The organism is Streptomyces mexicanus (genome assembly GCF_902506575.1).
Lineage (GTDB): Bacteria > Actinomycetota > Actinomycetes > Streptomycetales > Streptomycetaceae > Streptomyces > Streptomyces mexicanus.
This window is the reverse complement of record NZ_LR732544.1, coordinates 5,678,910-5,696,953: the sequence shown is the minus strand read 5'-3', so window position 1 is coordinate 5,696,953 and position 18,044 is coordinate 5,678,910. Positions and strand designations below refer to the sequence as shown.

Below are 18,044 nucleotides of genomic sequence, written 5' to 3'. Positions count from 1 at the left end.
GGGCATGAGCGAACAGCAGCAGGAGCAGCGGCACGCGCGGCGGCGCGTCAGCGGTTCGTACTGGGTCGAGACGGCCCCGGGGCCGCCGCCCCGCCCCGCGCTCACCGAGGACCTGGACGTGGACGTGGCCGTGATCGGCGCGGGCGTGGCCGGGCTGAGCACGGCGTACGAGCTGACCCGGGCGGGTCTGGGCGTGGCGGTGCTGGAGGCGCGGCGGGGGGCGCAGGGCGTCACCCGGCACACCACCGCCAAGCTGACCGCGCTGCACACCCCGATCTACGACAAGCTGCGGCGCACCCGCGACGCGCAGGCGGCGCGGCTGTACGCCCGCTCGCAGTCGGAGGCGATCGAGCGCGCCGCCGAACTGGTGGACGAGCTGGAGATCGACTGCGACTGGGAGCCGCGCAGCGCGTACACCTTCGTGCGGGACGCGAGCCGGGTCGAGGAGGTGCGGGCCGAGGCGGACGCCGCGCGGGAGGCGGGGCTGCCGGCGAAGTTCGTGACCGAGACCGGGCTGCCGTTCCCGGTGGCGGGCGCGGTCCGGGTGGCCGACCAGGCGCAGTTCCATCCGCGCAAGTACCTGCTGGCCCTCACCGCCGACCTGCTGGAGCGCGGCGGGCGCCTGTACGAGGGCACCTTGGTGCGCGGGCTGACGGAGGGCGAGCCGTGCCGGGTGACGACGCAGACGGGCGCGACGGTGCGGGCCCGGCACGTCGTGGTCGCCACGCACTACCCGGTCTTCGACCGGGCGCTGCTGTTCGCGCGGCTGTCGCCGCGCCGGGAACTGGTCGTCGCCGGGCCGGTCGACACCGGGCAGGACCCGGAGGGCATGTACATCACCCCGGAGGAGAACACCCGGTCGGTGCGGACCGCGCCGTACGGCGAGGACGGGCAGCGGCTGCTGATCGTCACCGGTGAGCACTTCACGCCCGGCACCGGCGACACCCCCGCGCGTTTCGACCACCTGTCGGCGTGGGCGCGCGAGCACTTCCCCGGCGTGGACCTCACCCTGTCCTGGGCCACCCAGGACATCGATCCCACCGACACCGTGCCGATGGTGGGGCCGCTGCACCCGGGCGCCCGCAACACGTACGTGGCCACCGGTTTCGGCGGCTGGGGCCTGAGCGGCGGCATGATGGCGGGCCGGTTGCTCACCGCGCTGATCACCGGGCGGGACTGCCCCTGGCAGGAGCTGTACGACCCGCGCCGGCTGCGGACGGCCGTACGCCAGGCGCCGACGTTCCTGAAGACCCAGGCGGAGGTCGCCCGGCACTTCGTGGGCGACCGGCTGCGGCCCGCGCCGCCCGTGGAGTCCGTCCCGCCGGGCGAGGGCGCCGTGGTCCGGGCGGGCACCGACCGGCTCGCCGTGTACCGCGACGAGGCGGGGACCCTGCACCCGCTGTCCGCCCGCTGCACGCACCTGGGCTGTCTGGTGGCGTTCAACTCCGCCGAGCGCGCATGGGAGTGCCCGTGCCACGGCTCGCGCTTCGGCATCGACGGCGAGGTGCTGCAGGGCCCGGCGACGCGTCCGCTGGAGCGGCGGGAGCTGTGATCCGGCGATCCGGTGATCAGGCGATCCGGTAATCAGGCGCGGGCCGCGGCCCCGCGCCGACTCCTGCTCCTGCTCCCGCTCCCGCTCCCGCCACGGTGTCGGCCTCTGCTCCGGCCACGGTGTCGACGCCGGGGTCGTCGCCCGTGGCCGGGCCACCGCAGGAGTGGGCCCACGGGCCGGCTGCGGCCTCCGGGCGGGTGAGGGCACGGCCACGCCGCCGTTCCCAGGACCGGAGACGATCCTACGTTCGTCGGGTGATCCGACTGATCCGACTTGTACGACGAACCGCTGCTCTCTGTGTCCTGAGCACCACCGCCCTCGCCGCCGTAGCCGCCTGCGGCGGCGCGCGGCCCGACACCGCCGGGCACGCGCCCCCCGCACAGTCGGCCACCGCCACCCCCGGCGGCACTGACCGGCCCGGAGCCACCACCGCGCCCGGGGCCACCTCCGGTGCGAGAGCCACCGAGGCACCCGGGGTGACCTCAGGTCCCGGCAGGACCGCAACGCCCGGCGTCCCCGCCACCCCGGGCGCCACCGCCGGTTCCGCGCCACCGACCCTCGCCCCCGACCCCGGCGGCCTCGCCCCCGTCTTCGCCCACGGCCCGCGGAACAAGGGCAAGATCGTCGCGCTCACCTTCGACGCCGACATGACCGCCGACGAGGGCGGGCGCGCGGCCGCCGGCGAGCACTTCGACAACCCGGCGCTGATCTCCACGCTGCGCGCCCTGAAGGTGCCCGCCACCGTGTTCATGACCGGGCGGTGGGCCGAGCAGTACCCGGACCAGGCGCGCTCCATCGGCCGGGACCCGCTGTTCGAACTGGCCAACCACTCCTACAGCCACTACGCGTTCACCGGGGACTGCTACGGCCTGCCCACGCTCTCCGGGGACCGCGTGCGCGCGGACGTCGAGCGCGCGGCGACGGCGTTCCGCACGGCGGGCGTGGCGCACCCGGTGCCGTACTTCCGCTTCCCCGGCGGCTGCTACGACGACCGGGCGCGGCGGGCGGTCGGCGGGCTCGGGCTGACCGCGGTCCAGTGGGACGTGATCAGCGGGGACGCGTTCGCGACGGACGCGGACGCCGTGGTGCGGCAGGTGCTCGACGGGGTGCGGCCCGGCTCGGTCGTGGTCATGCACTGCACGCGCAGCGCCGCCCCGACCACGGAGCGGGTGGTGCGCGCGGTGGTGCCGGAGCTGCGCGCGCAGGGCTACCGCTTCCTGAAGGTCTCCGAGATGATCGCCGCCGCGAGGGTCGGCTCCTGACCGCACCTCCTGGCCGTACGAGGCGTCCGACCGCCGTCCTACGCTGGAACCATGAGCGAGGACGACGAGGCCGGCACCGGCGACTACTGCCTGATCGACGCCACCAGGCCGCCCCGGGCCGAGGGTCCGCCCTACGCGCGGTGCGTGCTGTGCCGTGAGCCGACGGAGTACCCGGAGTCGTACAAGGGCATCACGCTCTGCCCCGTCTGCGAGTGGCAGGAGGCGCAGCGCACGGCGTGCTCGGGGTGATGCGGGCGCGGCGCGCGGGGTGAACGCGGGGCCGGGCCGGGGGCCGTCCTCGGCCGCGCGACGCGGTTGGCACACTGGGGGACGTGACGTACGACAGCCCCGTCCCCGCCGGTGGGACAGCCCCCGATGGCACCCCCGCACCCACGAGCCCGTCGCGCACCGAGCCCGACGTACGCGACCGGGCGCCGCAGTTCGTGCTGCCGCTGGTGGTACGGATCGAGCGGGCCGCTCCCCCGGCTCGCACCGACGCGCTGGAGACCGCGGCCCGCGCGGTGCTGGTGCTGCTCGCCGACGAGCGCTCCACCGGCACCGGGGCGTGGGCGCAGGCGGTGCGCGACTGGCAGGACGCCCGGATCCGCAAGGTGGTGCGGCGGGCGCGCGGGGCGGAGTGGCGGCGCGCCGAGGCACTGCCCGGCATCACGGTCACCGGCAAGAGCGCCGAGGTGCGGGTGTTCCCACCCGTGCCGCTGGACGGCTGGCCCAAGGACCTGGCCAAGCTCCAGGTCTCCGGCACCGAGCTGGACGACCCGGAACCGCCCGTCGAACCCGAACCGGACGCCCCGGTGCTGTGGCTCAACCCGGAGCTGGCGATGTCCGCGGGCAAGGCGATGGCCCAGGCCGGGCACGGCGCCCAGCTCGCCTGGTGGGAACTGTCGGACGAGCAGCGCACCGCCTGGCGCGAGGCCGGCTTCCCCCTGGCCGTGCGCACGGCCGCCCCCGCGCGCTGGCGCGACCTCACCGACGGCACCCTGCCGGTGGTCCGCGACGCGGGCTTCACGGAGATCGCCCCCGGCTCCTGCACGGTGGTGGCCGACCACCCGGCGCTACGGGAGGAACAGGCAAGGCGGTGAGCCGGAGCACCCGCTGCGGTCCGTCCGGGCCGGTCGGCCCCCTGGGGGTCCGCCGGTGCCCGCCGCGTGGGACCGGTGACGCGGCCGCTTCACGGACACCCCCTTCCACAGAACTCTCACACGTGCCATACAATCCGACCCCTCAGGGCAACTGAATCGTTTTTCAGTTCGCCTCACACATCGTGAACAATGGGGGGCCATTGTCCAGTTCACGCGCGCCCAGAAGAGCGCGTCGTTCCCGCCTGCTCGGCTGCACCGCCCTCGCGGTGGCCGCGGGCATGTTCCTCAGCACTCCGGCGCTCGCCGCCGGAACCTCCGACGATCCGTCACCTCGGGTGAAGGCTCCGTCGCGCACCTCCGCGCTGCCGAAGCTCGAGAGGCCGAAGCCGCAGTCGGGGCTTCGGGCACGTACCGCCCTCAGGGCCGCCGGACCGCAGTTCGACGTCGACGGCGACGGCATCGACGACATGCTCTCCCGTGACATGGACGGCACCGTCCTCGTCGAGGCCAGCACGATCCACGATTTCACGCCGTACCAGATCTACGGCGACGACTACGAGGAGACCTCGAAGGACATCCTGACCCCGGGCAACCTCGACGGTTCCGGCGGCCCGGAGGTCCTCACCCTGTCCGCGACGGGCACCCTGGCGCTGTACCAGAGCTGGGGAGTGGACGGCACGGGCCCCGCCACCTGGAGCGGCAAGGGCTGGCAGATCTACAACAAGGTCGTCACCCCCGGCGACGTCACCGGCGACGGCAAGCCCGACCTGCTCGCCCGTACCTACGGTGGCGACCTGTACCTCTACCAGGGCACGGGCAGCGTCAGCACGCCGTTCCGCGCGCGGGTCCTGGTCGGCGGCGGCTGGTCGATGTTCGACCAGCTGGTCGGCATGGCGGACATGAACGGCGACGGCATCGGTGACGTCGTCGCCCGCACGCCCGCCGGCGACCTGTACTTCTACGCGGGCAAGGGCAGCACCACCTCTCCGCTCGCGGCCCGGGTCAAGATCGGCGGCGGCTGGACCACCTACAACCAGATCGTCGCCGCCTACGACTGGGACGGCGACGGCCTGAGCGACCTGTTCGGCCGCACCGCCTCCGGTGACCTGTACCTGTACCTGGCCAACGGGACGGGAGGCTTCGTCCCCCGCCAGAAGCTCGGCACCGGCTGGAACGGCGCCGACCTGTTCGCGGGCAGCGGCGCCGTCCCGAGGTTCGGCAAGACCGACATGATCGGCCGGGACTCGGCGGGCACGCTGTACTGGTACGGAGCGCTCAACAACGGCCTGTTCGCCGGCCGCCAGAAGATCAGCGACACCGGCGGTTTCGCGGGCGCCCGCCTGGCCTTCGCCTCCTCGCTCGACAAGGACACCTACGCGGATCTGGTCGAGCTGTACGACGGCCGGCTGTACAACTCCGCCACCGGGCTGTCCATGTCGAGCGGCTGGGGCAAGGACAACCTCTTCCTCGGCCCCGGCGACCTGAACGACGACGGCAAGGGCGACCTCCTCGCCCGCGACGGCTCCGGCAACCTCTACCTCTTCCGCGGCAAGGGCGACGGTGCTTCGCTCGCCTCGCCGCTGAAGATCGGTGGCGGCTGGAACGCCTACAACGCCCTCGTCGGCGCGGGTGACTTCACCGGAGACGGACGCGCCGACATCGTCGCGCGCACCCCGTCCGGCACGCTGTACCTCTACCGCGGCACCGGCAACAGCTCGGCACCGTTCGCCGGCCGGGTGACGATCGGCAACGGCTGGCAGCAGTACAGCAAGCTGGCCTCGCCCGGCGACATGGACGGCGACAACCGCGCCGACCTGGTCGCGACCGACTCCGGCGGCACCCTGTACCGCTACTCCTCGTACGGGAGCGGCAAGTTCAAGGCCCGCGTGAAGGTGGGCGGCGGCTGGAACACGTACAAGAACCTGTACTGAGCCGCCCGGCCGTGCCGTCCACGACGGTGCGGCACACACCTGAGGAAGGGGGTCTCCCCGGCGGCACACGCCGCCGGGGAGGCTCCCTTCCGGCCGTCCAGGACAGCGTGGCGCCCCGAACCTCAAATGTTGCTCTGAAGGTACCGGCGGCAGGGTTCGGCGCCGGTCGCCCGGGCGATGTCCCTCATACCCGCGGGCCTGTTGCGGGCTCGTGCGGGCCCGCGCTCGGCGTCCGCGGTGAGGGAGGCGAGGGGACGATGCAGCGGCTGGGGACGGGGATCGGCTGGCGGCCGGAGATCGCGGACGCCGTGGAGCGCATGCCCGGTGTGGACTGGGTGGAGGTCGTGGCCGAGAACGTGTGCCCCGCCCATCTGCCCGAGTCGCTGCGGCGGCTGCGCGAGCGCGGGGTGACCGTCGTACCGCACGGCGTCTCGCTCGGGCTGGGCGGCGCCGAACGGCCGGACGAGGGGCGGCTGCGCGCGCTCGCCGAACGGGCGGAGGCGCTCGGCGCGCCGCTGGTGACCGAGCACATCGCGTTCGTACGGGCGGGCGGACCGCTGACCGCCTCCGACCGGCTGGAGGCGGGCCACCTGCTGCCCGTGCCCCGCACCCGCGACGGCCTCGACGTGCTGTGCGAGAACGTCCGCATCGCCCAGGAGGCGCTGCCGGTGCCGCTCGCCGTCGAGAACATCGCCGCGCTGCTGTCCTGGCCGGACGAGGAGTTGACGGAGGGCCAGTTCCTGTACGAACTGGCCGACCGGACCGGCGTACGGCTGCTGATCGACGTCGCCAACCTCCACACCAACCACGTCAACCAGGGCGAGGACCCGGCCAAGGCACTGGCCGAACTGCCCCTCGAAGCGATCGCCTACGTCCATGTGGCGGGCGGTTTCGAACGGGACGGGGTCTGGCACGACAGCCACGCCCACCCGGTGCCGCGACCGGTCCTCGACATCCTCACCGACCTCGCCTCCCGCGTCCGCCCGCCCGGCGTGCTGCTGGAACGGGACGAGAACTTCCCCGACCCGGCCGAACTGGAGCACGAGCTGGAGGCGATCCGGGAGGCAGTGCTCAGGGGCGGTGCGGGCGACGAGAAGCTCGGGGGCGGCGTGCGCCGTTCGGTCAACGCGGGTGGCGTGAATCGTTCGGACAGCGGGGGCGGCGTCCGCCGTTCGGTCAGCGGGGGCGGCGCGGAGGGCGATGGCATGCGCGGTGCCGAGGACACCGGCGCGGACGGCGTGGGTCCTCGGGACGGCGGGGGCCGCGTGGGTCCTCGGGAAGGAGAGGCCGCCCGGGACACCCGGGGCGCACGGCAGCGGCTCGCGCTCGGCCAGACCGCGCTGCTGTCGGCCCTGGTCGCGGGGACGCCCGCCCCGCAAGGGGTCGACCGGGGGCGGCCGGGCGGGCAGGCGCGGGCGCCGGCCGCCAAGCGGGCGGACGTGGTCGCCAAGGTGGCGCCGGAACTGCCGGTCGTCCTGGGCTCCGGCTATCGGGCGGCGTTCCTCGCGTACGCGCAGCGGCACCCGATGCGCGGCGGCTACCGCCGCGACGCCATGGAGTTCGTGGAGTCCCTGCTGCTCGCCGGACGGCCGCAGGACGCCGCGGCCCGGCGGGAGCTGCGCGCGTGGTGGCGCGAGCGGTCGGGGCCCGCGCCGAGGCACCACCGGCCGGCGGTGCGGGCGGCACGCGCGGCCCGGCGCGTCCTGCTGGGACGCTGACCGGGGAGTGTGACCTGCCCCTCGGCGTCCGCCGCCGGGGGCGCTGTAGTATGCCAGCCCCTCGCATCCCCGAAGCGCACTGACGTGCGGTGCCGCGACAGGAGGCACCCATGCGCCCGCGCCCCCCCGTCACCGGCCGGGGCCTGCTGAGCGGGCCCGGCGTCATCATCGCGGTCCTGGCCGGCGCCGTCGCCGCCCTGCTCGTCCCGCTCTGGTCGTACGCCCACCGCCCCGCCCCGAAGGTGAACCTGCTGACCGCCCACACCGTGGCCGCGCCGTACGGGCCGCTGTCGGAGCTGGACCGCGGCTTCGTCACGCAGCTCCGGCTCGCCGGGCTGTGGGAGCTGCCCGCCGGGCAGCAGGCCGAGCGCAAGGGCACGACCGACGCGGTACGGACCGCGGGGCAGCGCTTGGTGCAGGGGCACACGGCCCTCGACCAGCGGGTGCGTGCCGTGGCCGGCACGCTGGGGCTGCCGCTGCCCAACGAGCCCGGCGCCCGGCAGAAGCAGTGGCTCGCCGGCCTGGACGCGGCGCACGGCGCGGACTACGACCGCAGGTTCGCCACCACCCTGCGGACGGCGTGCGGGCGGCTGCTGCCGCTGATCGCCGAGGTGCGCGCGAGCACCCAGAACGCGCTGGTGCGCGGCCTGGCCGACGACGCGGAGCCCACGGTACTGGGCCACATCGAGGCCCTGGAGGCCACCGGGCTCGTCGACTTCGCCGCCCTGGCCCGCGACCTGGCCGCGAGCGGCGGCCCGACGGCGCCCGGGTCCTCGCCCGGCGACCCGTCCGCGACGGCGGTCCCGGGCGTCGGCCCCGGCGAGGTGGTCCCCCTCGGCCCGTCCGGAGCACCGACCGCCCCGCCGGAAGCACCCACCGTCCCGTCAGGACCATCGAGCGGCACGTCGGCATCGCCGGCCGCCCGATCAGGATCGCCGAGCGACCCGTCGGGATCGCCGACCTACCCCCTGCCGCCCGCCGCCTCCGGGCCGCCCCCGGGGACCGCGGAAAACGGAACGTCACCTACCGGCGACACTCGGTCCGGCATGTGAACAGGGCATGGAGTTTCCCCGCACGCGGGCATAGAAACACGTCATGTTCTGGGTCCTCCTCCTGCTGCCGGCCTGGGCCGTCGCCGGTCTGGCGTGCGCGGGGCTGTGCCTCGCCGCCGTCCGCGCGGCGGCCGCCGACACCCCCGACGCGACCGCCGGCCGGCGACACGAACTGACGTTGTACGAGGCGGCGTTCCTGTCGGGAGGCCCGACCCGGGTCGTGGACCTGACCCTGGTCTCCATGGCGCGCCAGCGCCGGCTGCTGCTCGCGCACACCGGCTGGGCCACGGTCGTCGACCCCCGGGGCCGGGACGAGATGGAGCGGTCGGTGATAGGGGCCATCGGCCCACAGGGACAGTCCCGGATCGCCCCGGTGCGGGCGGCCACGGCCGCCGCCGACGCGGTGCGCGGCCTCGCCGACCGCCTGGTCGGCGCGGGCCTGGCCGTGCCCGAGGGCACGGGATCGACAGTCGCGGCCGGGATGCGCCGGGTACGCGTCGCCGCGCTGGCCGTCGCCGCGCTCGGTGTGAGCGCGCTGCTGCTGCCCGGACCGACGGGGACGCCGCGCCCCGTGATCGCCCTGTGGTTCGCGCTGCCGCTGGCACTCGCCCTGAGCTGCCTGGCCATAGCCCGGTTCGAAGTGCCTCCGTACGCGCGCTGGGCGTCCCCGGCGGGCCAGCGGCTGCTGGCCGCGCTGGCCCGGCGGATGGACGACCCCGGTGACGAACGCACCTCCCTGGCCCGTGTCGCCGTGCGCGGCATCCGCGCGATCGGCGAACCGGAGCTGCGGGCGGCCTTCACCCACCGCGACCAGCCCTGGCGGGAGTGACCGGCCGCCCGGCTCCGGAAACGTCCCGGAGGGCCGGCCTGGCGAGACGGGCGCGGGCGGCGGCCTGCGCACCGCGCCCGGCGCCGGACAGGACCGGTCTCAGGCGAGCCCGGCGACCAGGTCGGCGATGTCCTTGCGCCGCCCGGTGAAGAACGGCACCTCCTCGCGCACGTGGCGGCGGGCCTCCGAGCCCCGCAGGTGACGCATGAGGTCGACGATGCGGTGCAGCTCGTCCGCCTCGAAGGCGAGGATCCACTCGTAGTCGCCCAGGGAGAAGGAGGCGACGGTGTTGGCGCGCACGTCCGGGTAGCCGCGGGCCATCTTGCCGTGGTCGGCGAGCATGCGGCGGCGGTCCTCGTCGGGCAGCAGGTACCAGTCGTAGGAGCGCACGAAGGGGTAGACGCTGACGTAGTCGCGCGGCGTCTCGTCGGCGAGGAACGCCGGGATGTGCGAGCGGTTGAACTCGGCGGGGCGGTGCAGCGCCATGTTCGACCACACCGGTTCCAGCGCGCGGCCCAGCCTGGTGCGGCGGAAGAGGTTGTACGCCTCCTGCAGCTGGTCGCTGGTCTCGGCGTGCCACCAGATCATGAGGTCGGCGTCGGCACGCATGCCTGAGATGTCGTACGTGCCGCGGATCGTCACGTCCTTGGCGGCGAGCTGGTCGAACAGCTCCTGGACCTCGTCGGCGTAGCCGGCGCGGTCCTCGGGCAGCACGTCCTTCAGCTTGAAGACGGACCACAGCGTGTAGCGGATGACCTCGTTGAGGTCCTTGGCCAGCTTGCCCTTGTTCGGGATCCTGCCGGACTCGGTGGTGGGGGCGTCGTCACTCATGGGTCTATTCTCCCGCTCCGCCGTGCAGGCTCGGCACCGGGTGGGCGGTGAGCCGCTGCACAGCGCGCAGGTCGCCGCCGAGCTGGTCGACGGCCGCGTAGGCGCTCGCGATGCAGGCCGGGACGCCCACGCCGTCGTAGGCCGCGCCGCACACGGCCAGGCCGGGCAGCTCGGCGACGTGCTCGCGGATTCGGGCCACGCGCGCGTGGTGGCCGACGGGGTACTGCGGCAGGCCGTTCGTCCAGCGGGTGACGCGACTGTGCAGCGGCGCGGCGGCCAGGCCGGTGGCCTCGCGCAGGTCCTGCCGGGACAGGTCCACCAGCTCGGCGTCCTCCCGGTCCAGGATCTCCGTCTCGCCGTACCGCCCGACCGAGGTGCGCACCACGACGACGTCAGGGTCCTCCTCGGCGATCCAGCCCCACTTGCGGGAGGCGAAGGTGGACGCCTTGATGGTCCGCCCGTCGACGGGCGGCACCAGGAAGCCGCTGCCCTCGGGGAGCGCGGCGGCGTCGGCGCGGCGGTAGGCGAGGGTGATCAGCGCCATGGAGGCGTACTCGACCGCCCGCAGCTCGGCCGCCGCCCCGGGCGACTCGGCGGCCAGCAGGTCGGCGGCGGCGGGCGCGGGGGTGGCGACGACCACCGCGTCCGCGCGCAGCACCCGTTGACCGGCCACGATCCGCCAGCCCGCCCCCGCTTCCCGGCGCAGCTCCGTCACCGGTGTCCCGGTCAGGATCTCGCCGCCGCGCGCCCGCACCGCGTCGGCGACCGCGAGCGGCAGCCGGCCCACGCCGCCCTCGATGCCCATGAAGACCGGGCCGGTCTGCTGCGACGCGGCCGTACGGGCCTGGATCGCGCGGACCGCCTCGGTGAGCGAGTCGTGGTGCCGGGCGGCCTCGAAGAGCTGGGGGACGGCCGAGCGCATCGAGATGCGGTAGGCGTCACCGGCGTAGACGCCGCCGAGCAGCGGCTCGACCAGGCGGTCGACGACCTCGCGGCCCAGCCGCTCGGCCACGTACGCCCCCACCGCCACGTCGTCGCCGACCTCGGTGCGGGGCAGGTCGGCGTCGCGCTCGATGCGGGCCAGGCCCTCGTCGGAGAGCACCCCGGCCAGCGTGGCGGCGGTGCCGGGCACGCCCATCACATGGCCCTTGGGCATGGGGCGCAGCGCGCCGCGGGTCCAGATCGAGGCGGTGGCCGTGGCGGGCGGCTGCAGCAGGTCCGCGAGGCCGGTCTCGCGTGCCAGGGCGACGGCCTCGGGCCGGCGGGCCAGCAGGGACTCGGCGCCGAGATCCACCCGCACGCCCGCGATCTCACCGGGCAGCAGCTTGCCGCCGACCCGGTCCCCCGCCTCCAGCGCCGTCACCCGCGCCCCGCGCCGCAGCAGCCGGTGCGCGGCCGCCAGCCCCGCGATGCCTGCTCCGATGCCGACGACCTGCCCCGGGACCGCGCCCGTGTCCGTACCCGTTCCGCTCATGTCCCCCACTCTCTCAGACCCCTCTGACACCGCCGCCGGGACCGTGGGCGGCGCAGCACCGCTCGCCGCCGCGGCCACGGCGCCCGAGGCGGTGTCCGGGGCGAGTCCTGACCGTGACCGCATCGGGACCCCTTCCGGCCCAACGTCCTGCGCGCCCCGGACGTCGAACAGATGTCACCGTCACGACGGCTCTCGGGGGGAACGGCACATGTGCGTACGGCGCTCCGACAGGCGATCCACCAGGCAACCGGACGGACCTTCCGACAGGCGATCCACCGGGCAACCGGACAAGCGCTCCGAGGGGCGTTCCCTCCGGCCCGCGAGGACCGCGAGGCCCGCGTCCGCTCTGGCCGGGCTGCTGCTCGCGGCCGCCCTGGCGGTCGCCGGGTGCAGCGCGGGAGGCGACAGCGGAGGTTCCTCCGACAGCAGGGCCGCGGCCCGCGGCAGCGCGGGCGGGCAGGCCCGGCGGGACGCGCCGGGCACGGGCGGCGGCGCGGCCTCCCCCACAGGCGGCGCGGCCTTTGGCGCGAAGGCCACCGCACCGCCGAAAGCGACCAGCCAGGTCATCCGGACCGCCGCGCTGACCGTGGAGGTCCCGGACGTGCCCAAGGCCCTCGACGCGGCCCGTGCCGCCGCCGAGGACGCGGGCGGCTACGTCGGCGACGAGACCACCACCCGCGACGGGGAGGGCCACGAGCAGACCCGCGTCGTACGGCGCGTGCCCGCCGGCCGGTACGACCAGGTCCTCACCGCTCTGCAGGGCACCGGCACGCTGGTCGAGCGCACGGCGCGGGCGCAGGACGTCACCGACCAGGTCGTCGACGTCGACAGCCGCATCCGCTCCCAGCGCGCCAGCGTCGCCCGGGTGCGCGCCCTGATGGACAAGGCGGACGACCTGAGCGAGGTGGTCCGGCTGGAGGGCGAGCTGAGCCGCCGCGAGGCGGACCTGGAGTCGCTGCTCGCCCAGCAGGCGTCGCTGAAGGACCGGACGCGTCTGGCCACCATCACCCTGTCGCTGTCCGAGAAACCGGCGGACGACAAGGCCGGCGCGCACGACGAGCCCGGCTTCACGGACGCGCTGGGCGGCGGCATGGACGTGTTCGCCACCTTGGTCCGCTGGCTCGTCCTCGCGCTCGGCGCCCTCCTGCCGTTCGCCGTCACTGCGGCGGTGCTCCTCCTGGTCTGGCTGCGCCTCGTGCGGCCCCGCCTGCCCCCACCATCACCCGTCCGCACCCGCCGACACCCCTCTTCCTCCCCCTTCACCCCACCGGCCGCACCGTGTCCCTAAGCGCCGCGCCGGTCCCGTCCCCTCCCTGCCGGTCGTGAACCGGACGTGTCACCGGCCTGACCGGTTTACGACCCCCCGGCGCCCGCCGACGGAACGTTCCGTCGGCGGGCGCCGTCCATGCACGGATACTCTTGACATGTGACCGACGCCCAAGAAACCGCAGCAGACAGCTCACTGCGAACCACCGGAGGCGCCCCTCCGGACGACGGCGGAACTTCTGACACGGGGGCGCCGATCCCGTTGCTCGAACCACGCGAGGGCATCCCGCCCGTGATCGCCGACGCCGACGCGCTCGACCGGGTGGTCGCCGCGTTCGCCGCGGGCTCCGGCCCCGTCGCCGTCGACGCCGAGCGCGCCTCCGGCTACCGCTACGGCCAGCGCGCCTACCTGGTGCAGCTGCGCCGCCAGGGCGCCGGGACCGCCCTGATCGACCCTGTGGCCTGCCCGGACCTGTCCGGCCTCGGCGAGGCGCTGTCGGGCGTGGAGTGGGTGCTGCACGCCGCCACCCAGGACCTGCCCTGCCTGCGCGAGATAGGCATGGTGCCCACCCGCCTGTTCGACACCGAGCTGGCCGGCCGGCTCGCCGGCTTCCCGCGGGTCGGCCTCGGCGCGATGGTCGAGAACGTGCTCGGCTTCGTCCTGGAGAAGGGCCACTCCGCCGTCGACTGGTCCACCCGGCCGCTGCCCGAGCCATGGCTGCGCTACGCGGCGCTGGACGTCGAACTGCTCGTCGACCTGCGCGACGCGCTGGAGAAGGAGCTGGACCGGCAGGGCAAGCTCGACTGGGCCCCGCAGGAGTTCGACGCCCTTGCCTCCGCGCCGCCGCCCGAGCCCCGCAAGGACCCCTGGCGGCGCACCTCCGGGATGCACAAGGTCCGGCGCAGGCGGCAGCTGGCCGTCGTCCGCGAACTGTGGCAGACCCGGGACCGGATCGCCCGGCGGCGGGACGTCTCCCCGGGCAAGGTGCTGTCCGACGCGGCGATCGTGGAGGCCGCGCTCGCCCTGCCCTCCAACGTGCACGCGCTGGCCGCGCTGAACGGCTTCGGGCACCGCACGGGGCGACGCCAGCTGGAGCAGTGGCAGGCCGCGGTGGACCGGGCCAAGGCGCTGCCCGAGTCGGAGCTGCCGCAGCAGGGGCAGCAGGTGACCGGACCCCCGCCGCCGCGCGCGTGGGCCGACAAGGACCCGGCCGCGGCGGCCGGGCGGACGGCGGCGCGAGCCGCCGTCTCCGCGCTGGCCGAGCGGCTGACCATGCCGCAGGAGAACCTGATCTCGCCGGACGCCGTGCGGCGGCTGTGCTGGGGGCCGCCGCGGGTGATCGACCCCGAGTCCGTCGGGGCCGCGCTCGCCGGGTTCGGCGCGCGGCCGTGGCAGGTGGAGCAGGTGGCCCCGGTGCTGGCGGACGCGCTGCGCGGCACGGGCGCCTGAGCACCCCGGCACTCCGCCGCCGCGTGGCGCGGTGCCTCGTACGCCGCGGTCCGCCCGTGGAAGCCGGCCGCGCCGCGGCCGTCGGCGGGTGTGACGTTCGCCGCTTGGGGCGTGGGGACTGGGCAGTGACATTACCCACGAGTAGCATGAGCGCTGAGCGCGCGCTCAGCGCTGCGCGCCGCAGCAGTGCCACCCCGCACCCTGGAGGAGAGCCATCGTGCCTCGTACCGTCAGGGACGTCGTCTTCGTCGACGGCGTCCGCACCCCGTTCGGCAAGGCGGGCCCGAAGGGCATCTACCACGAGACCCGCGCCGACGACCTCGTCGTGAAGGCGATCCGGGAGCTGCTGCGCCGCAACCCCGGCCTGGACCCGAAGAAGGTCGACGAGGTCGCCATCGCCGCGACCACGCAGATCGGCGACCAGGGCCTGACGATCGGGCGCACGGCCGGCATCCTCGCGGGCCTGCCCACCTCGGTCCCCGGTTACGCGATCGACCGCATGTGCGCGGGCGCGCTGACCGCCGTCACCACCGTCTCCGGCTCCATCGCCTTCGGCGCCTACGACGTCGCCATCGCGGGCGGTGTCGAGCACATGGGCCGCCACCCGATGGGCGAGGGCGTGGACCCCAACCCGCGGTTCGTGTCCGAGAAGCTGGTCGACGAGTCCGCCCTGTTCATGGGCATGACCGCGGAGAACCTGCACGACCGCTTCCCGCACATCACCAAGCTGCGCGCCGACGAGTACGCGGTGCGCTCGCAGGAGAAGGCCGCCAAGGCGTACGCCAACGGCAAGATCCAGCAGGACCTGGTGCCGATCTCGGTGCGCCGGACCAACCCGGAGGGCGGCGAGACCGGCTGGGGCCTGGTCACCGCCGACGAGCCGATGCGCCCGGGCACCACGCTGGAGTCCATCGCGCACCTCAAGACGCCGTTCCGCGTGCACGGCCGGGTCACCGCGGGCAACGCGGCCGGTCTGAACGACGGCGCCACCGCGTCGATCGTCGCGAGCGAGGACTTCGCCCGCGAGAACGACCTGCCGGTCAAGATGCGCCTGGTCTCCTACGCCTTCGCGGGCGTGGAGCCGGAGGTCATGGGCTACGGCCCGATCCCCGCGACGGAGAAGGCCCTGGCCAAGGCCGGCCTGTCCATCTCGGACATCGGCCTGTTCGAGATCAACGAGGCCTTCGCCGTGCAGGTCCTGGCGTTCCTCGACCACTACGGCATCGCGGACGAAGACGAGCGCGTCAACCAGTACGGCGGCGCCATCGCCTTCGGCCACCCGCTGGCCTCCTCCGGTGTGCGCCTGATGACGCAGCTGGCCCGCCAGTTCGAGGAGCAGCCGCACGTCCGCTACGGCCTGACCACCATGTGCGTCGGCTTCGGCATGGGCGCGACGGTCATCTGGGAGAACCCGCACTTCGAGGGGGACAAGTGAGCACCACCGCCGAGCTGTTGAAGCAGGCCTCGGACCTGTTCCCGGACGAGGTCGTCACGAGCGCCCACGTACGCCACTTCGACCTGCCGCTGGGCGCCGGCCGCTTCGCGCTGATCACGCTGGACAACGGCCTGGACCACACCAAGCCGACCACCTTCGGCCCGGCGTCGCTGGCGAACCTGAACGCCGCGATCGACCAGGTGGAGAAGGAGGCCGCGGACGGCGAGATCGTCGGCGTCGGCATCACCGGCAAGCCGTTCATCTTCGCGGTCGGCGCCGACCTCAAGGGTGTGGAGCTGCTGAAGGAGCGGGAGCACGCCCTGGCCATCGGCAAGGGCGGCCACGACGTCTTCAAGCGGCTGTCGCAGCTGGCGGTGCCGAGCTTCGCGTACTACAACGGCGCGGCCATGGGCGGCGGTGTCGAGGTCGGCCTGCACTGCACCTACCGCACGGTCTCCGCGGCGCTCCCGGCGTTCTCCCTGCCGGAGGTCTTCCTCGGCCTGGTGCCCGGGTGGGGCGGCTGCACCCTGCTGCCGAACCTGATCGGCGCCGACAACGCCGTGACCGTCATCATCGAGAACAGCCTCAACCAGAACCGGCAGCTCAAGGGCAAGCAGGTCTACGAACTCGGCATCGCGGACGCGATCTTCGAGGGCGCGGACTTCCTGGAGCAGTCGCTGATCTGGACGGCGTCGGTCCTCAAGGGCGAGATCGCGGTCGAGCGCCCGGCGATCGACCGCGGCGAGGCCTGGGACCAGGCCGTGGCGCGCGGCCGGTTCATCGCCGACTCCAAGGTGCACGGCGCGGCCCCGGCCGCCTACCGGGCCCTGGACATCATCGCCGCCGCCAAGAGCGGCGACCTGCAGGCCGGGTACGACGCCGAGGACCAGGCCCTGGCGGACCTGATCATGAGCGGCGAACTGCGCGCGGGCATCTACGCCTTCAACCTCGTGCAGAAGCGCGGCAAGCGCCCCGCGGGCGCCCCCGACAAGAACCTGGCCCGCCCGGTCACCAAGGTCGGCGTGGTCGGCGCGGGCCTGATGGCCAGCCAGCTGGCCCTGCTGTTCCTGCGCCGTCTGGAGGTGCCGGTCGTCCTGACCGACATCGACCAGGAGCGCATCGACAAGGGCGTCGGCTACGTCCACGCCGAGATCGACAAGCTGCTCGGCAAGGGCCGGATCAACCAGGACAAGGCCAACCGCCTCAAGGCGCTGGTGACCGGTGTCCTGGACAAGGCGGAGGGCTTCGCGGACGCCGACTTCGTCATCGAGGCCGTCTTCGAGGAGATGGGCGTCAAGCAGCAGGTGTTCGCGGAGGTCGAGGCGGTCGCGCCCGAGCACGCGATCCTGGCGACGAACACCTCCTCGCTGTCCGTGACGGAGATGGCCTCGAAGCTGAAGCACCCCGAGCGGGTCGTCGGCTTCCACTTCTTCAACCCCGTCGCGGTGCTGCCGCTGCTGGAGATCGTCCGCGGCGAGAAGACGGACGACGCGGCGCTGGCCACGGCCTTCGCGGTGGCGAAGAAGCTGAAGAAGACCGCGGTGCTGGTCAAGGACGCCCCGGCGTTCGTGGTCAACCGCATCCTGACCCGCTTCATGGGCGAGATCCAGAACGTCATCGACGAGGGCACCCCGGTGGCCGTGGCGGAGAAGGCGGTGGAGCCGCTGGGCCTGCCGATGTCCCCGCTGGTGCTGCTGGAGCTGGTCGGCCCCGCGATCGGCCTGCATGTCTCCCAGACCCTGCACCAGGCGTTCCCGGACCGCTTCACGGTCTCCCCCAACCTCAAGGCGGTCGTCGAGGCCGGCAAGCGCGGCTTCTACGTCTACGACAGCGGCAAGCCCGAGCTCGACCCGGAGGTCGCCGCGCTCCTCAAGCAGGGCGACACGGTCCTGACGGAGGAGCAGGTCCGCGCCCGCGTCCTGGACGCGGTCGCCCAGGAGATCGGCCTGATGCTCGACGAGGGCGTCGTCGCCGAGGCCCAGGACATCGACCTGTGCCTGATCACCGGCGCCGGCTGGCCCTTCCACCTGGGCGGCATCACGCCGTACCTGGACCGCGAGGGCGTCAGCGAGCGGGTCAACGGCAAGAGGTTCCTGCCGGCCGGGGTGGCCTCGGTCCCGGCGTAGTGCTCGCCGGAGCGTGAC

General features: G+C 74.3%; 14 protein-coding genes. 12 read left to right on the top strand and 2 right to left on the bottom strand.

Annotated features, from left to right (window positions below; translation table 11 throughout):
• Positions 1-4 precede the first annotated feature (4 nt).
• From GV126_RS25410 to GV126_RS25375, 8 genes are all read left to right on the top strand, one after another.
• On the top strand, positions 5-1,552 hold the full coding sequence (locus tag GV126_RS25410) for an FAD-dependent oxidoreductase (RefSeq protein WP_159671056.1): 1,548 nt from the start codon (positions 5-7) through the stop codon (positions 1,550-1,552).
• 263 nt (positions 1,553-1,815) lie between these two features.
• Positions 1,816-2,814, top strand: a complete 999-nt coding sequence (locus GV126_RS25405; RefSeq protein ID WP_419796096.1) for a polysaccharide deacetylase family protein — start codon at positions 1,816-1,818, stop codon at positions 2,812-2,814.
• Between the two features lie 51 nt (positions 2,815-2,865).
• Complete coding sequence (locus GV126_RS25400) at positions 2,866-3,063, top strand: hypothetical protein (RefSeq protein WP_159671050.1); 198 nt, start codon at positions 2,866-2,868, stop codon at positions 3,061-3,063.
• 83 nt (positions 3,064-3,146) lie between these two features.
• A complete protein-coding gene (locus GV126_RS25395; protein ID WP_159671047.1) occupies positions 3,147-3,914 on the top strand; it encodes a peptidyl-tRNA hydrolase in 768 nt (255 codons plus the stop codon).
• Between the two features lie 200 nt (positions 3,915-4,114).
• The gene (locus tag GV126_RS25390; RefSeq protein ID WP_159671044.1) at positions 4,115-5,845 is read left to right on the top strand and encodes an FG-GAP repeat domain-containing protein; all 1,731 of its coding nucleotides are present in this window, start codon (positions 4,115-4,117) and stop codon (positions 5,843-5,845) included.
• A gap of 257 nt (positions 5,846-6,102) precedes the next feature.
• Positions 6,103-7,563 (top strand): MbnB/TglH/ChrH family RiPP precursor modification enzyme, encoded by a 1,461-nt coding sequence (locus tag GV126_RS25385; RefSeq protein WP_159671041.1) that lies wholly within the window; start codon positions 6,103-6,105, stop codon positions 7,561-7,563.
• A 110-nt stretch (positions 7,564-7,673) separates the two neighbouring features.
• The gene (locus tag GV126_RS25380; protein ID WP_159671038.1) at positions 7,674-8,615 is read left to right on the top strand and encodes a DUF4142 domain-containing protein; all 942 of its coding nucleotides are present in this window, start codon (positions 7,674-7,676) and stop codon (positions 8,613-8,615) included.
• A 43-nt stretch (positions 8,616-8,658) separates the two neighbouring features.
• Positions 8,659-9,444: a TIGR04222 domain-containing membrane protein gene (locus GV126_RS25375; protein ID WP_159671035.1), complete on the top strand. Its 786-nt coding sequence runs from the start codon at positions 8,659-8,661 to the stop codon at positions 9,442-9,444.
• Positions 9,445-9,543: 99 nt separating this feature from the next.
• Here the strand turns inward: GV126_RS25375 and hemQ are convergent, their stop codons facing one another.
• Positions 9,544-10,275: a hydrogen peroxide-dependent heme synthase gene (gene hemQ / locus GV126_RS25370; protein WP_159671032.1), complete on the bottom strand. Its 732-nt coding sequence runs from the start codon at positions 10,273-10,275 to the stop codon at positions 9,544-9,546.
• 4 nt (positions 10,276-10,279) lie between these two features.
• Complete coding sequence (gene hemG / locus GV126_RS25365) at positions 10,280-11,749, bottom strand: protoporphyrinogen oxidase (protein WP_159671028.1); 1,470 nt, start codon at positions 11,747-11,749, stop codon at positions 10,280-10,282.
• Between the two features lie 601 nt (positions 11,750-12,350).
• Here hemG and GV126_RS25360 point away from each other — a divergent pair.
• The 4 genes from GV126_RS25360 (at position 12,351) to GV126_RS25345 (ending at position 18,026) form a co-directional block, all read left to right on the top strand.
• Positions 12,351-13,037 carry a DUF4349 domain-containing protein gene (locus tag GV126_RS25360; RefSeq protein WP_438947863.1) on the top strand — a complete coding sequence of 229 codons (687 nt, stop codon included), beginning with the start codon at positions 12,351-12,353 and terminating at the stop codon, positions 13,035-13,037.
• 138 nt (positions 13,038-13,175) lie between these two features.
• Positions 13,176-14,465, top strand: a complete 1,290-nt coding sequence (locus GV126_RS25355) for a ribonuclease D (RefSeq protein ID WP_159671022.1) — start codon at positions 13,176-13,178, stop codon at positions 14,463-14,465.
• A 217-nt stretch (positions 14,466-14,682) separates the two neighbouring features.
• Positions 14,683-15,900, top strand: coding sequence for a thiolase family protein (locus tag GV126_RS25350; protein ID WP_159671019.1), 1,218 nt, complete (start codon positions 14,683-14,685; stop codon positions 15,898-15,900).
• Positions 15,897-18,026: a 3-hydroxyacyl-CoA dehydrogenase NAD-binding domain-containing protein gene (locus GV126_RS25345; RefSeq protein WP_159671016.1), complete on the top strand. Its 2,130-nt coding sequence runs from the start codon at positions 15,897-15,899 to the stop codon at positions 18,024-18,026. The genes GV126_RS25350 and GV126_RS25345 overlap by 4 nt, the downstream gene beginning before the upstream one ends.
• Positions 18,027-18,044 lie beyond the last annotated feature (18 nt).

Excerpts from the sequence above, each read along its gene's own strand:
- GV126_RS25400 (WP_159671050.1), top strand. The coding sequence starts at position 2,866 with ATGAGCGAGGACGACGAGGCCGGCACCGGCGACTACTGCCTGATCGAC.
- hemQ (WP_159671032.1), bottom strand. The coding sequence starts at position 10,275 with ATGAGTGACGACGCCCCCACCACCGAGTCCGGCAGGATCCCGAACAAG.
- hemG (WP_159671028.1), bottom strand. The coding sequence starts at position 11,749 with ATGAGCGGAACGGGTACGGACACGGGCGCGGTCCCGGGGCAGGTCGTC.
- GV126_RS25410 (WP_159671056.1), top strand. The coding sequence starts at position 5 with ATGAGCGAACAGCAGCAGGAGCAGCGGCACGCGCGGCGGCGCGTCAGC.
- GV126_RS25375 (WP_159671035.1), top strand. The coding sequence starts at position 8,659 with ATGTTCTGGGTCCTCCTCCTGCTGCCGGCCTGGGCCGTCGCCGGTCTG.
- GV126_RS25380 (WP_159671038.1), top strand. The coding sequence starts at position 7,674 with ATGCGCCCGCGCCCCCCCGTCACCGGCCGGGGCCTGCTGAGCGGGCCC.
- GV126_RS25385 (WP_159671041.1), top strand. The coding sequence starts at position 6,103 with ATGCAGCGGCTGGGGACGGGGATCGGCTGGCGGCCGGAGATCGCGGAC.